This is a genomic window from Nocardia sp. NPDC056541, assembly GCF_042794235.1.
GTDB lineage: Bacteria > Actinomycetota > Actinomycetes > Mycobacteriales > Mycobacteriaceae > Nocardia.
Window position 1 is genome coordinate 25,747 of sequence record NZ_JBHTUD010000002.1, and the last position, 13,580, is coordinate 39,326.

The following is a 13,580-nucleotide window of genomic DNA, read 5'->3' on the forward strand; positions in this document are numbered from 1 at the left end:
TCCGGACGGATCGGGCCCCGATTGTCGTGGGTGGGACTACTTCTTGGTGATGTCCACGCCGGGCGCGGCGTCGGCGAGGATCGAGTCGGCGGCCAGCACCGCGCCACCGCTCTTCTTCCGCGACCGCAACCGCTTTTCCAGTGTGGTGGCCAGGAAGCTCAGCGCCATGTTGAGCGAGATCATGATCAGCGCGATGACGATCAGCGCGGGGATCGTGTTCTGCAACGACGCGCCTTCTTGCTGACCCGACCGCACCAGCTCCACGTAGGTGATTTGGTAGCCCAGCGCGGTGTCCTTGAGGACAACGACCATCTGCGAGACCAGTGCGGGCAGCATGGCCGTGATGGCCTGCGGCAGCAGGATCAAGCGCATGAGCTGGTTCTTGCGCAGCCCCAGCGCCACGGCGGCTTCGGTCTGTCCCTTGGGCAGCGACTTGATGCCCGCGCGCACGATCTCGGCGATAACCGCGGAGTTGTAGATGATCAGCGCGATGACCACCGCGGCCAGCGCGAGCTGATCGGACGGGAACAGGTCGTAGTCGCCGAACACCGCGAACAGGAAGATCATCAGGATCAGCACCGGGATCGCCCTGGCGAACTCGACGATCGTGCCCGCGACCCAGCGCACCCACGCGTGGTCCGACAGGCGCAGGATCCCGAAGATCATGCCGAAGAACACCGAGCCGATGATCGAGATCACGGCGGCGGTGAGGGTGCCTTCCAGACCGGGCAGGAGATAGGTTTCCCAGATCTCGGACTCGAGGAACGGCTTCCACTTGGCCGCGGTGAACTGGCCCTTGTCGGCGAACGCGTCGTAGAGCCACCAGCCCGCGCCGACCAGCACGACGACGACCAGAACCGAGTACAGGTTGTGACGCAGCCGCGCGCGGGGCCCCGGAGCGTCGAACAGAACCGAAGCGCCGCTCATCGTGCCACCTCGTATCGCTTGGCCAGCCAGCCGAACAACAGCCCGGTCGGCAGGGTGAGGACGACGAAGCCGAGCGCGAAGATCGCACCGATGGTGAGAATGGCGGCTTCGTTCTCGATCATCGCGCCCATCAGGTACGCGGCTTCGGCGACGCCGATGACGGAGGCGACCGTCGAATTCTTGGTCAGCGCGATCAGCACACTGCCCAGGGGCGCGATCACGGCCCGGAAGGCTTGGGGCAGCACGATCAATCGCAGGTTCTGGGCGAATCCGAAGCCCAGCGACCGGCCCGCTTCGGACTGGCCGAGCGCGACGGTATTGATGCCCGAACGCAGCGATTCGCAGACGAAGGCGGCGGTGTAGACGCTCAGGCCGATGATCGCCCAGCGATAGTTGATGACCTTGATCTCGTCACTGCCGAGTTTCCACCCGAGGGTGCTGTACAGGCCAAGCGAGGTGAATACCAGGATCAGGGTGAGCGGAGTGTTGCGGAAGACCGCTACATACGCCGCGCCGACCCAGCGCGCGACCGGAATCGGGGATACGCGCATGCCGGCGACGACGGTACCGATGACGAGCGCACCGATCGCCGAGAAGAAGGTGAGTTTGATGGTTACCCAGAACGCATCGAGGATTTGGTTGTCATACCTCGAGATCAGGTCGAACACGGACGCGCGTCCTCCGATCGGTGTGAAAGCCAGCAGGACAACACCGCATCGGTGACCCGGGAAACCCCGGGCCACCGATGGTCAGTGGTTGATCAGTAGCGGTCGACGGTCGGCGGTGCCGGCACCGCGATACCGGTACCCGCGAAGTTCTTCTCCTGCGAGGCCTTCCACGAACCGTCATCGATCATTGCCTGGATGGCGTCGTTGACCTTGCCGCGCAGCTCCGAATCGCCCTTCTTCAGGCCGATGCCGTACTTCTCGGTGGTGAAGGGCTTGTTCACCAGCTTGAAGGTGCCCGGCGACTGCGCGGCGTAACCGGCCAGGATGACGTTGTCGGTGGTGACCGCGTCGATCGCGCCGCTACGCATCGCCTCGATGCACAGCGAGTAGGTGTCGTAGGTCTGCAGCTGCGCCTGCGGGTAGTTCTTCTCGATGTTCTGGGCCGGGGTGGAGCCCTTCACCGAGCAGACCTTCTTGCCCGAGAGGGAATCGGGGCCGGTGATGTCGGTGTTGGCGGCCGGGACGAGCAGGTCCTGGCCCGCGATGTAGTAGGGGCCGCCGAAATCGACCTTCTCCTTGCGCTTGTCGTTGATCGAGTAGGTGGCCACGACGAGGTCGACCTGACCGTTCTCGATCAGCGTCTCGCGCTGCGCCGACGGCGATTCCTTGAAGGTGAGGTTCTCCGGCTTCACGCCGAGCTTGTCGGCGACGTACTTGGCGACGTCGACGTCGAAGCCGCTGTAGGTGCCGTCGGTATTGCGCAGGCCCAGACCCGGCTGGTCGAACTTGATGCCGATGGTGAGCTTGCCGTCCTTGGCGTTGTCCAGCGCCGACTTGTTGTCACCGCCACCACAGGCCGCGGTGACGGTGGCTGCCAATACCAGTGCCGCTGCGCCGATTCCGACGCGCATCGCACGATTGATCCTCATGGGTTTCCTTCTCCTTGTGACAATGGTGCTGCGAGTCAGTGACTGAGAATTTTGCCGAGGAAGTCCCTGGCGCGTTCGGATTTCGGTGCGGTGAAGAACGTTTCGGGCGCGGCGTCTTCGACGATCTCGCCGTCGGCCATGAACAGCACGCGGTCGCCCGCACGGCGGGCGAAGCCCATCTCGTGGGTGACCACGAGCATGGTCATGCCTTCCTTGGCCAGCGCCACCATCACGTCGAGCACCTCGTTGACCATCTCGGGGTCGAGCGCCGAGGTCGGCTCGTCGAACAGCATGACTTTGGGATCCATGGCCAGTGAGCGGGCGATCGCCACGCGCTGCTGCTGGCCGCCCGAGAGCTGGGCCGGGTACTTGTCGGCCTGGTTGGCGATGCCGACCCGCTCGAGCAGGGCGAGGGCGTGCTTGCGCGCCTCGTCCTTCTTCTTCCCGCGGACCTTCGTCGGCGCCAGCATCACGTTCTCGAGGATGGTCTTGTGCGCGAACAGGTTGAACGACTGGAACACCATGCCCACCTCGGCGCGCAGCGCGGCGAGAGCCTTGCCCTCGTCGGGCAGTGCGACGCCGTCGATGGCGATGTCACCGGAGTCGATCGGTTCGAGGCGATTGATCGTGCGGCACAGGGTGGATTTCCCCGAACCCGACGGGCCCAGGACGATCACGACCTGCCCACGGGGCACTTCGAGGTGGATATCGCGCAGGACATGGAGCTCACCGAAGTGTTTGTCCACGTTGCGCATCGAGATCATCGGCGGAGCAGCGGTGGTGGCTGCGGCGTCGGCGTTCCCGTTCGCGGGTGCGGCGTCGTCGGTCATGGTCAGAAACCTTATGTCCATTCTGGAGAATTGCCCGGCTTTCGAAGACATGCCGTGACGGCACGCCGAAACGACACCTGCTGGTAACCCGGCGGCTGCCCGTTACCTTTGCGTATTATCGCGCGAACGCAACCGTGACGCGCATCACACTCAGGGCTGCCCGTACCCTGGACAGGTGGATTCGACGGTTCAGGACGCGACTGAGGGCGCGACGCAGCACAGCTCTGTGGCGCAGCGCAGCTATGAGGTTCGCACATTCGGCTGCCAGATGAACGTGCACGACTCCGAACGCCTGTCCGGGCTGCTCGAGGACGCGGGCTATGTCAAGGCCGCCACCGGAGAGACGCCCGATCTGATGGTGTTCAACACCTGCGCGGTGCGCGAGAACGCCGACAACAAGCTCTACGGCACGCTCGGTCAGCTGGTCCCGGTCAAGCAGGGGCGCCCCGGCATGCAGATCGCCGTCGGCGGCTGCCTGGCGCAGAAGGATCGCGAGACCGTGGTGCGCAAGGCGCCGTGGGTCGACGTGGTGTTCGGCACCCACAACATCGGTTCGCTGCCGGTGCTGCTCGAGCGGGCCCGTCACAACGAGCAGGCGCAGGTGGAGATCCTCGAATCGCTCGAGGCTTTCCCGTCGACGCTGCCCGCCAAGCGGGAGTCGGCGTACGCGGGCTGGGTGTCGATCTCGGTGGGCTGCAACAACACCTGCACGTTCTGCATCGTGCCCGCACTGCGTGGCAAGGAAGTGGATCGTCGTCCCGGAGACGTGCTCGCCGAGGTGCAGGCGCTCGTCGACCAGGGCGTGCTCGAAGTGACCCTGCTCGGACAGAACGTCAACTCCTACGGCGTGAACTTCGTCGATCCCGAGCAGCCGCGCGACCGTGGCGCGTTCGCGCAGCTGCTGCGCGCGACCGGACAGATCGAGGGCCTCGAACGCGTGCGGTTCACCTCCCCGCATCCCGCGGAGTTCACCGACGATGTGATCGAGGCGATGGCGGCCACCCCGAACGTCTGCCCGCAGCTGCACATGCCGCTGCAATCGGGTTCGGATCGGGTGCTGAAAGCGATGCGCCGTTCTTACCGCAAGGAGCGTTTCCTCGGCATCATCGACAAGGTGCGCGCCGCGATGCCGCACGCGTCGATCACCACCGACATCATCGTGGGCTTCCCCGGCGAGACCGAGGAGGATTTCCTCGAGACCCTCGACGTGGTCCGGCGCGCCCGCTTCACCAGCGCCTACACCTTCCAGTACTCCAAGCGTCCCGGAACTCCGGCCGCCGACCTGCCCGATCAGCTGCCCAAGCAGGTCGTGCAGGAACGCTTCGAACGCCTGATCGCCTTGCAGGACCAGGTCTCCTGGGAGAACAACCAGGCGCTCATCGGCACCGAGGTGGAACTGCTCGTCGCCGAGGGCGCGGGCAAGAAGAACGCGGTGACCGCGCGGATGAGCGGTCGTGCGCGCGACGGCAGACTGGTGCACTTCCGGCCCGGCGACGTGACCGGCATCCGGCCGGGCGACATCGTCACCGTCGACATCACCGAGGCGGCGCCGCACCATCTCATAGCCGACAGCGCGGTGAAATCGCATCGACGTACCGCCGCCGGTGACGCGCACGAACGCGGCATCACGCCCAAAACGGCGCCGATCGGTGTCGGTCTCGGGTTGCCCCGGATCGGCGCGCCGATCATCGAGACGGTCGAGAGCGGCTGTTCGACGGGGTGCTCGTCGTGAGCGACGACGAATCTACTACCGGTCGTAGTGGGTCGGATGCGAACGGCGCGTCCGATGATGGCACAGTGGGACCCGCCAACGACCAGCCTGTGGACAGGAGCGGACACGCGGTGAACCCGGCGCGCAACGACGAGGATTTCGAACAATTCCGCGGTGAACTCGACGCGGTCGAGCGCCGCATCGCCGGTGAGATCGACCCCGGCGCGCGAGCGCTGGTGGTGGCGGGCGCGGTCTTCGCGCTGCTGATCTCGCTGGTCCTGCCGACCGCCGGTACGGCGCGCGGCTTCGACGTACTGCTCGCCACCGATGCGGCGGGGGTCGAACACATCGGCCTGCCGTCGCGGATCTTCGTGTGGCTGGTCATCGTCTTCGGTGTCGGCTTTTCGCTGCTGGCGCTGACCACCCGTCGCTGGGTTCTGGCCTGGATCGCGTGCGCGGGGTCGGCCGTGGGCTCGGTGTTCGGTGTGCTCTCGATCTGGCACCGCCAGACCCCGGGCCTGGGCAACTACCAGGGCGCGGGTCCGGGGATCGGCCTCATCCTGGGCACCCTCGCGATCATGGTGCTCACCTTCCACTGGGTTCGGGTGGTGTGGAGCCGCACCGCCGTGCAACTGGCCGCGGAGGAACAGCGTCGCACCGCGGCCCGCGAAGCCGAGGATCGCGACCGCAAGCGACTCAGCGGCGAATAGTCCTGCGAGACAAGAAAACCCCCGACCGAATCGGCCGGGGGTTTCTTTCTGTCGCGCTCACAGATTGCTGACTGCGCCCTCTGCGGCTTCGGCCCATTCGCGCCACTGCTGTGCCTGCTCGAGCGCCTTCTCCGCATCGCGCTTCTTGCCCGCCGCGGTGGCCTTGGCGGCCTGCTCCTCGAACTGGGCGACCCGCTCACGGAACTGCGCGGCTCGCGCTACGGCCTCGGGATCGGAACGACGCCACTGCTGATCGGCCGCGTCGCGAACCCGCTTCTCGATGGCGCGCAGCTTGGCTTCGAGTTCCTGCATGCGCTCGCGGGGGACCTTGCCGATGGCGTCCCACTTGTCCTGCAGCTCGCGCAGCGCGTTGCGGGCGGCGTCCACGCCGTTGGCCGGGTCGATGTGCTCGTAGGCGGCCAGCAGTTCCAGCTTGGCGGCGGCGTTGTGATCGAACTCGGCGTCGCGTTCGCTGACCGCCGCGTTGCGGGCGGCGAAGAACACATCCTGGGCGCTCTTGAACCGTCGCCACAGCGACTCGTCGGCCTCGCGCGGTGCCCGGCCCGCGGCCTTCCACTCGGTGAGCAGGTCGCGGAACACCGCGGCGGTGCCGGTCCAGTCGGTGGAGTCGGCCAGCTCCTCGGCGCGCACGCACAGCTCTTCCTTGCGCGTCTTGGCGGTGGCGCGTTCGCGGTCGAGGTCGGCGAAGTGGGCGCCGCGCCGGCGGTTGAACGCCTCACGGGCCTTGGAATAGCGCTTCCACAGCGCGTCGTCGACCTTGCGGTCGACCCCGCGGATCGACTTCCACTCGTCGAGGATCTCGCGCAGCCGGTCGCCCGCGGCCTTCCACTGGGTGGATTCGGCGGCGATCTGCTCGGCCTCGGCGGCGAGGGCTTCCTTGCGCTCGGTGTGCTCGTGGCGGGCGCGGTCCTTCTCCTCCTTGGCGTGCGCGGCGGCTTCCTCGGAGTGTTCGGTAATGACCTGTAGCCGAGCGGCGAGGCCGTCGATATCGCCGATGACGGCCGCCGTCGGCAGCGTCTCGGCCAGTGCCAGCGCGGCGGCCTTGGTCTTGCGGGCATCGGCCCCCGCGGCCAGCCTGGCCTCGAGCAGCGCGACCTCGGTCGCCAGATCGTCGAAGCGGCGGCCGAAGTGCGCCAAGCCCTCGGCGACGTCGCCCGCCTGCCAGGAGCCGACGATCCGTTCGCCATCCGCGGTCCGCACCCAGGCGGTGCCGTCTTCGTCGACGCGACCCCACTTGCCCGGGTCGGTGGCACTGGGCACGATCACGGCGTGCGGATGCGGTTGATCGGGGCCCGGCGCCGGTTTCACGGCATGGGGTTTCGGCGGACGCGGAGCATTCCCGCCGGGCTTGGGGGTACCGGACGGTCGCGGGGCCGGACCTGGGGTGGGCTTCGCGGTTCCGTTGCTGTCGGTCATTGCTCTCCGTCCCTGCCGCGCGTCACGGCTGCCTGGTTACGCCCTAGCACATCCCATTGAACCCGGTTCGAGCCGCGGAAACCATCGATCCGGAGGATCGAATAGCGGATTTCCTGGGATTTCGTCCCGGACGACGTGGGTAGTCGCACCTGAAAACACTAGCAATCTCGGCGGGCATCCCTACGCTGGACACTCGCAGACCGCCGCGCGCCCGCGCCGCGCCGGATGTGGGCCCCGGTGCGCGCTGCGGCTACGGTTACCGCGTGTTCTCGATAGCGGCCCTGGTCCCGTCGCCGCCGATGCTGGTGCCCGAACTGTGTGGGCGAGTCCCGGTGTCCGGCAGCGATCCCGACGATCCGACCGTGGTGCTGCGCGCGGCCGCCCTCGACGCCGCCGCGGCCCTCGCCGAGGCCGCCGACCGGTGGGTCGTCGTCGGAGTCGGTAGCCATGACCTGACCTACGGTTCGGCGACCCGGGGGACCTTCCGTGGGTTCGGCGCCGACGTCGTCGTCGGGCTCGGCCCGGCGGGCGAGGACCCCGGTCCAGCAGACGCTCAGCTTCCCCTTCCGGTACTGGTCGCCGGATGGTTGCGGGAGCAGGCCGCGCCCCGGATCTCGGTGCGGGCCCGGCTGTTCGCCGCGGGCACGCCTGCCATCGATTGCGCCGCGGCGGGCGCCGCGCTGCGCGCCGAACTGGACAGCGAGCAGGACCCGTGCGCGGTGCTCGTCGTCGCGGACGGTGCCGCGACGTTGACGGTCAAGTCGCCCGGCTATCTCGACGAGCGGGCCACCGCTGTTCAGCACGACCTCGACGCGGCGCTGCGCACGGGTTCGCGGGCAGGCTTGGCCGCGCTCGAGCCGGACCTGTGCGCGGCGCTGCTCGTCGACGGACGCGCCGCCTACCAGGTACTCGGCGGTCTGTTCGCCGCCGATTCGGCCGATCCGCGGGTCCGTACCCTGTACCAGGGCGCACCCTATGGCGTCGGCTACGACGTGAGCGTGTGGCAACCGGGTGGACGGGAAGGGATCGACGAGTGACGAGCAGACCGATCGCGGTCGTCGGTCCCACCGCCACCGGGAAATCCGACCTCGCCCTCGATCTCGCCACCGAACTCGGCGGCGAGATCGTCAACATCGACGCGATGCAGCTCTATCGCGGGATGGATGTCGGCACCGCGAAACTGCCGCCCGACCAGCGACGCGGTATCCCGCACCACCTGCTCGACGTGCTCGATGTCACCGAGACCGCGACCGTCGCCGCCTACCAGAGCGCGGCCCGCGCCGTCGTCGAGGACATCATGGCGCGCGCGAAGACCCCGGTCATCGTCGGCGGTTCGATGATGTACGTGCAGGCGCTGCTCGACGAGTGGGATTTCCCGGCCACCGATCCCGAGGTCCGCGCCCGCTGGGAAGCGCTCCTGGAGGAGGGCGGGGTGCAGGCGCTGCACGCGGCGCTGCGCGAGGCCGACCCGGTCGCCGCGGCGACCATTCTGCCCACCGACGGGCGGCGCATGGTGCGCGCGCTCGAGGTGGTCGAGCTGACCGGTCGCCCGTTCGCCGCCTCGGCCCCGACCATCGGCGCCCCGCGCTGGAACACCGCGATTCTCGGCGTCGACCGGGAGACCGTCGCCCTCGATGCCCGCATCGAGACCCGCACCGCCCTGATGTTCGAACACGGTCTGGTCGACGAGGTCCGCGGTCTGATCGACCGGGGCCTGCGCGAAGGCCAGACCGCCCGCCGCGCGATCGGCTACGCCCAGGTGCTGGCCTACCTCGACGACGAATACGACCTCGGCCACGCCCGCGAACGCACCCTGATCGGCACCCGCCGCTATGTGCGACGGCAGCGGTCGTGGTTCCGCCGTGACCCCAGGGTCTCCTGGGTCGACGGGGCCGATCCCGAGCTCGCCGCGACCGCGCTGGCCCTGCTCTCCGAAGCGAATACCGACCCGATAGGACGGACAGCGCAGTGACGCGACGAGTGAGTACCCGCAACGCCTCGGTGCAGGTGTGGCAGGCATACCTCAACAACCGGACAAAACGTCATCGTGACGGCCGGTTCCTCGTGCAAGGCGTGCGCCCGATCACGCAGGCCCTGGCCAATGACTGGCCGCTGGAAACCCTGCTCTACCGGCTCGGTGGCCCCGAACTGTCGAGCTGGGCGCGCGAGATCCTCGACACCGCCGACGTGCCGCAGGTGGGCCTCGTGCCCGAGCTCATGGCCGATCTGGGAGAGAAGGCGGCGAGCGCACCGGAGATCGTGGCGGTCGCGGTGTCGCGACACCGCGATCTGGCCGACTACGCACCCGGTGAGCCAGGGGAGGACGCCCCGGTGGTCGTCGTGTTCGATCGCCCGAACTCGCCCGGCAACCTCGGCACCTTGATCCGCTCGGCCGATGCCTTCGGCGCTTCCGGGGTGATCGTCACCGGCCACGGCGCCGACCAGTTCGACCCGCAGGCCGTGCGCGCCTCGACCGGCTCGCTGTTCGCCGTGCCGGTGCTGCGCGCGGCGGGCCCCGGTCAGGTGCTCGAATTCCGCGACCGCCAGGCGGCGCGCGGCATCCCCACCCGCATCGTCGGCACCGATGAACACGCGCCGGGCACCATCTACGGCCACGACTTCACCGAGGCGACGATCCTGGTCGTCGGCAACGAGACCACCGGCATGAGCTCGGCCTGGGCCGACGCGTGCGACGACCTGGTCACCATCCCGATGGGCGGCACCGCCAGTTCGCTCGGCGCGCCGTCGGCGGGGGCGATCAGCCTCTACGAGATCGCCCGGCAGCGGCGTACCTTCGCCCGGTAGTGAAACCGTCGACGGCGCAGAGGAGAATGGCCGACGTGTCCGACATCGAATTCAGCAAGGGCCACGGCACCCAGAACGACTTCGTGGTGCTGCCCGACCTCGAGGTGCGCCTCGACCTGACGGCCGACCGCGTCGCCGCACTGTGCGACCGGCAGCGTGGCCTCGGCGCCGACGGCGTGTTGCGCGTGGCGAAGGCCGGTGCGTTGCTCGCCGCCGGTGTGCTGGAAGCGCTGCCGGAGGGCGTCGGCGCCGAGGACTGGTTCATGGACTACCGCAACGGTGACGGGTCGATCGCCGAGATGTGCGGCAACGGCGTGCGGGTCTTCGCGCACTACCTCGGTGCCACCGGGCTCGAACAACGCACCGAATACGTCGTCGGCAGCCGTGCGGGCGCCCGTCCGGTCGTGGTGCACGCCGCCGGTCGGACCGACGGTGAGGTGACGGTGGACATGGGCGTCGTCCGCGAACTCGGCCCGTCCACCGCGACCCTGGCGGGCTGGGCCCTGGCCGGAATCGGTATCGATGTCGGCAATCCGCATCTGGCCTGCGTCGACGACAGTCTGACCGTCGACGCGCTCGCCAAACTCGACCTGAGCGTTTCCCCCGGCTTCGACCCCGACCTGTTCCCGCACGGGGTGAACGTCGAGATCCTCACCGCGCTCGACGCGGACAACAGCGTCGACATGCGCGTGTACGAACGCGGCGTCGGCGAAACCCGTTCCTGTGGCACCGGCACCGTGGCCGCCGCCGCTGCCGCGCTGACCGCCGCCGGTGTGTCGATCGGCACCGAGTCCGGCGAGGTCACCGTGCGTGTGCCGGGCGGGCAGGTGCGTGTCGGGATCGCCGACGGACGTGCCTGGTTGCGCGGTCCCTCGGTCCTGCTGGCCTCGGGAACGCTGTCGCAGTCCTGGTGGGACGCGCAGTAGCACCGATAACCGCGTGCACGCTGTCACCCGGACGTGGCAGCATAGAGAACGTATGACGAAACCAGTAGAACCCACAGAATCCACATCGGCCGAGCACACCACCGCGGCCGATCCCGACGTCGCCGCCGATCGCGGTGACGTCGATGATGCGCTGGCCCGCCACGCGGCCCGCATGAAACAGCCCGGTTGGGCGGCCGATCCGACCGTCGGCGAGATGCAGCTCGACGAGCGCTCGTCGCTGCGACGCGTCGCCGGGTTGTCCACCGAGCTCACCGACATCACCGAGGTCGAGTACCGCCAGCTGCGCCTCGAGCGCGTGGTGCTGGTCGGTGTCTGGACCAGCGGCAGTTCGGCCCAGGCCGAGGGGAGCATGGTCGAACTGGCCGCGCTCGCCGAGACCGCGGGCTCGGAGGTCCTCGAGGCGCTGATCCAGCGCCGCGACAAGCCCGACCCGGCCACCTACATCGGCTCCGGCAAGGCCGAAGAGCTGCGCACGGTCGTTCTCGACACCGGTGCCGACACGGTGATCTGCGACGGTGAACTCACGCCCGCGCAGCTCACCGCGCTGGAGAAGGTCGTCAAGGTGAAGGTCATCGACCGGACCGCGCTGATCCTCGACATCTTCGCCCAGCACGCCACCTCTCGCGAGGGTAAGGCGCAGGTCGCGCTGGCGCAGATGGAGTACATGCTGCCGCGCCTGCGCGGCTGGGGTGAGTCGATGTCTCGTCAGGCCGGTGGCCGGGCGGGCGGCGCCGGCGGTGGCGTCGGCACCCGCGGTCCCGGTGAGACGAAGATCGAAACCGATCGTCGCCGGATCCGTGAACGGATGGCCAAACTGCGCCGCGAGATCCGGGAGATGAAGACCGCCCGTGACACCATGCGCGCGCGCCGCACCGAGAGCGGAGTGCCCTCGATCGCGATCGTCGGTTACACCAACGCGGGCAAGTCCAGCCTGATGAACGCGCTCACCGGCGCCGGCCTGCTCGTGCAGAACGCGCTGTTCGCCACCCTGGACCCGACCACCCGCCGGGCCGCGCTCGACGACGGCCGCGAGATGGTGTTCACCGACACCGTCGGCTTCGTCCGCCACCTGCCGACCCAGCTGGTCGAGGCCTTCCGCTCGACCCTGGAAGAGGTCACCGGCGCCGATCTGCTGCTGCACGTCGTCGACGGCGCCGACCCGCTGCCGCTCGAACAGATCAAGGCGGTCCGCGAGGTGATCACCGATGTGATCAGGGAGCAGGGCACGCCGGCGCCGCCGGAACTGCTGGTGGTCAACAAGATCGACGCCGCCGACCCGAACGAGCTCACCCGGTTGCGCGGCATGTTGCCGCAGGCGGCGTTCGTCTCCGCGCAGACCGGCGCGGGCGTGGACGAGTTGCGTGAGCGGCTCTCGGAGGTGCTCGGCGGACTCGATGTCGACATCAGTGTGCTGCTGCCCTACAGCCGTGGCGACCTGCTCGCCCGCATCCACGCGGACGGCCGGATCGTCACCGCCGAGCACGAGGAGGGCGGTACCCGGGTTCGCGCGCGCGTGCCGCACTCGTTGGCCGCCGCCCTGTCCGAGTACGCGCACTCCGGTCCCGCGGAACCGGTGCTCAGCTGATCTTTTTCGCTGATTTGCCCGCCGGTTGCGGACAAATGTCGATGCGACACAGGGATTTTCGAACGCTATGGTCGAATATCGACAGCAGGAGGGTGTTATGTCGAACGACCATCAAGGTACGGAAAAAGTGACGGAGAACAGGGTTGCGGTGGGCGACCCTGTTCTCTCGGATGGGGCGCCGCTGAACCCGGCGCCGAGTGAATGGGACATCCGCGCGTTCGAAGCGGTGCTCGCGCCGCTGCGGGCGTGGACCAGCCCGAAGTTCTACGGTCTGGACAATATTCCGGCCGAAGGGCCGGTGCTGATCGTGGCCAACCACAATCTGCTCGGCGGGATCGACGCACCGCTGATCATGCCGGAGATCCTGCGCCAGCGCGGCAGGCTGGTGCGCGGTCTGGCCGAGCATGTGCTGATGGTGCCCGGCGTGCGGGATTTCCTGCATCATTTCGGTGCGGTGCGCGGTACCCGCTCGAACTGCCTGGCGCTGCTCGAGCGCGGGGAGGCGGTGGTGGTGTTCCCCGGCGGTGGCCGGGAGGCGATCCGCCGCAGCGGCGAGAAGTACGAGCTGAAGTGGGAGGGCCGCACCGGTTTCGCGCGGATGGCGATCCAGGCGGGGGTGCCGATCGTACCGCTGGCGATGATCGGCATCGACGATGCCTACGACATCGTCGTCGACGGTCAGCACCCGGTGATGTCGCCGCTGCGCTGGACCTGCCGCCTGCTCGGGATCAATCCCGAGTTGAGCCCGCCGCTGGTCAAGGGAGTCGGCCCGACGCCGCTGCCCCGCCCGGAACGGTTCTACTTCTCGGCGGGTGCGCCGATCGACCCCGCACCGTGGATGGACGCCGACGACATCGACGGTGCGTCCGCCGATCTGCGTGATGTGGTGCGCAAGGGCCTCGAGGAAGAACTGCAGTTCCTGTTCAACGAGCGCGACCGCGACAGCGGGCGCACGCTGGTCGGCCGCCTGCGCAACGCGCTGCCCTGGTGACCGCAACCGCCTGATCGGCTGGATCGGCGCCGCAGGGCAG

At 68.4% G+C, this 13,580-nt stretch carries 13 protein-coding genes; 8 read left to right on the forward strand and 5 right to left on the reverse strand.

All coding sequences use genetic code 11. The features are described 5' to 3' along the window. Positions 1-36: 36 nt before the first annotated feature. The 4 genes from ACFQ9R_RS03120 to ACFQ9R_RS03135 form a co-directional block, all read right to left on the reverse strand. Positions 37-927, reverse strand: a complete 891-nt coding sequence (locus ACFQ9R_RS03120; RefSeq protein WP_378988536.1) for an amino acid ABC transporter permease — start codon at positions 925-927, stop codon at positions 37-39. Then, positions 924-1,595: an amino acid ABC transporter permease gene (locus ACFQ9R_RS03125; RefSeq protein WP_378626608.1), complete on the reverse strand. Its 672-nt coding sequence runs from the start codon at positions 1,593-1,595 to the stop codon at positions 924-926. Before ACFQ9R_RS03125 ends, ACFQ9R_RS03120 begins: the two co-directional genes overlap by 4 nt. 92 nt (positions 1,596-1,687) lie before the next feature. Then, positions 1,688-2,524, reverse strand: coding sequence for a glutamate ABC transporter substrate-binding protein (locus ACFQ9R_RS03130; protein WP_378988538.1), 837 nt, complete (start codon positions 2,522-2,524; stop codon positions 1,688-1,690). 35 nt (positions 2,525-2,559) lie between these two features. Further along, the gene (locus ACFQ9R_RS03135; protein WP_378655486.1) at positions 2,560-3,288 is read right to left on the reverse strand and encodes an amino acid ABC transporter ATP-binding protein; all 729 of its coding nucleotides are present in this window, start codon (positions 3,286-3,288) and stop codon (positions 2,560-2,562) included. A 241-nt stretch (positions 3,289-3,529) separates the two neighbouring features. Between ACFQ9R_RS03135 and miaB the strand changes: the two genes are divergently transcribed. Beyond that, positions 3,530-5,086, forward strand: a complete 1,557-nt coding sequence (gene miaB, locus ACFQ9R_RS03140) for a tRNA (N6-isopentenyl adenosine(37)-C2)-methylthiotransferase MiaB (RefSeq protein ID WP_378988540.1) — start codon at positions 3,530-3,532, stop codon at positions 5,084-5,086. An 89-nt stretch (positions 5,087-5,175) separates the two neighbouring features. Further along, positions 5,176-5,775: a hypothetical protein gene (locus ACFQ9R_RS03145; protein WP_378988542.1), complete on the forward strand. Its 600-nt coding sequence runs from the start codon at positions 5,176-5,178 to the stop codon at positions 5,773-5,775. Between the two features lie 57 nt (positions 5,776-5,832). On the opposite strand, the gene ACFQ9R_RS03150 is transcribed toward ACFQ9R_RS03145, so the two are convergent. Beyond that, positions 5,833-7,212 (reverse strand): DUF349 domain-containing protein, encoded by a 1,380-nt coding sequence (locus ACFQ9R_RS03150; RefSeq protein ID WP_378988544.1) that lies wholly within the window; start codon positions 7,210-7,212, stop codon positions 5,833-5,835. Between the two features lie 263 nt (positions 7,213-7,475). On the opposite strand from ACFQ9R_RS03150, the gene ACFQ9R_RS03155 reads away from it, so the two are divergent. The 6 genes from ACFQ9R_RS03155 (at position 7,476) to ACFQ9R_RS03180 (ending at position 13,540) form a co-directional block, all read left to right on the forward strand. Continuing rightward, positions 7,476-8,249: a hypothetical protein gene (locus ACFQ9R_RS03155; RefSeq protein WP_378988546.1), complete on the forward strand. Its 774-nt coding sequence runs from the start codon at positions 7,476-7,478 to the stop codon at positions 8,247-8,249. Further along, positions 8,246-9,184, forward strand: coding sequence for a tRNA (adenosine(37)-N6)-dimethylallyltransferase MiaA (miaA, locus tag ACFQ9R_RS03160; RefSeq protein ID WP_378988548.1), 939 nt, complete (start codon positions 8,246-8,248; stop codon positions 9,182-9,184). Before ACFQ9R_RS03155 ends, miaA begins: the two co-directional genes overlap by 4 nt. After that, positions 9,181-10,017, forward strand: coding sequence for a TrmH family RNA methyltransferase (locus ACFQ9R_RS03165; RefSeq protein WP_378988550.1), 837 nt, complete (start codon positions 9,181-9,183; stop codon positions 10,015-10,017). The genes miaA and ACFQ9R_RS03165 overlap by 4 nt, the downstream gene beginning before the upstream one ends. A gap of 44 nt (positions 10,018-10,061) precedes the next feature. Beyond that, the gene (dapF, locus tag ACFQ9R_RS03170; RefSeq protein ID WP_378989118.1) at positions 10,062-10,943 is read left to right on the forward strand and encodes a diaminopimelate epimerase; all 882 of its coding nucleotides are present in this window, start codon (positions 10,062-10,064) and stop codon (positions 10,941-10,943) included. Positions 10,944-11,115: 172 nt separating this feature from the next. Further along, positions 11,116-12,549 (forward strand): GTPase HflX, encoded by a 1,434-nt coding sequence (gene hflX / locus ACFQ9R_RS03175; RefSeq protein WP_378989119.1) that lies wholly within the window; start codon positions 11,116-11,118, stop codon positions 12,547-12,549. Between the two features lie 127 nt (positions 12,550-12,676). Further along, a complete protein-coding gene (locus tag ACFQ9R_RS03180) occupies positions 12,677-13,540 on the forward strand; it encodes a lysophospholipid acyltransferase family protein (RefSeq protein WP_378988552.1) in 864 nt (287 codons plus the stop codon). The last annotated feature ends 40 nt before the right edge of the window (positions 13,541-13,580 follow it).

What these genes read in the sequence shown, in the direction of transcription:
- ACFQ9R_RS03120 (WP_378988536.1), bottom strand. Translation starts at nt 927, where the DNA reads ATGAGCGGCGCTTCGGTTCTGTTCGACGCTCCGGGGCCCCGCGCGCGG.
- ACFQ9R_RS03130 (WP_378988538.1), bottom strand. Translation starts at nt 2,524, where the DNA reads ATGAGGATCAATCGTGCGATGCGCGTCGGAATCGGCGCAGCGGCACTG.
- ACFQ9R_RS03135 (WP_378655486.1), bottom strand. Translation starts at nt 3,288, where the DNA reads ATGATCTCGATGCGCAACGTGGACAAACACTTCGGTGAGCTCCATGTC.
- ACFQ9R_RS03150 (WP_378988544.1), bottom strand. Translation starts at nt 7,212, where the DNA reads ATGACCGACAGCAACGGAACCGCGAAGCCCACCCCAGGTCCGGCCCCG.
- hflX (WP_378989119.1), top strand. Translation starts at nt 11,116, where the DNA reads ATGAAACAGCCCGGTTGGGCGGCCGATCCGACCGTCGGCGAGATGCAG.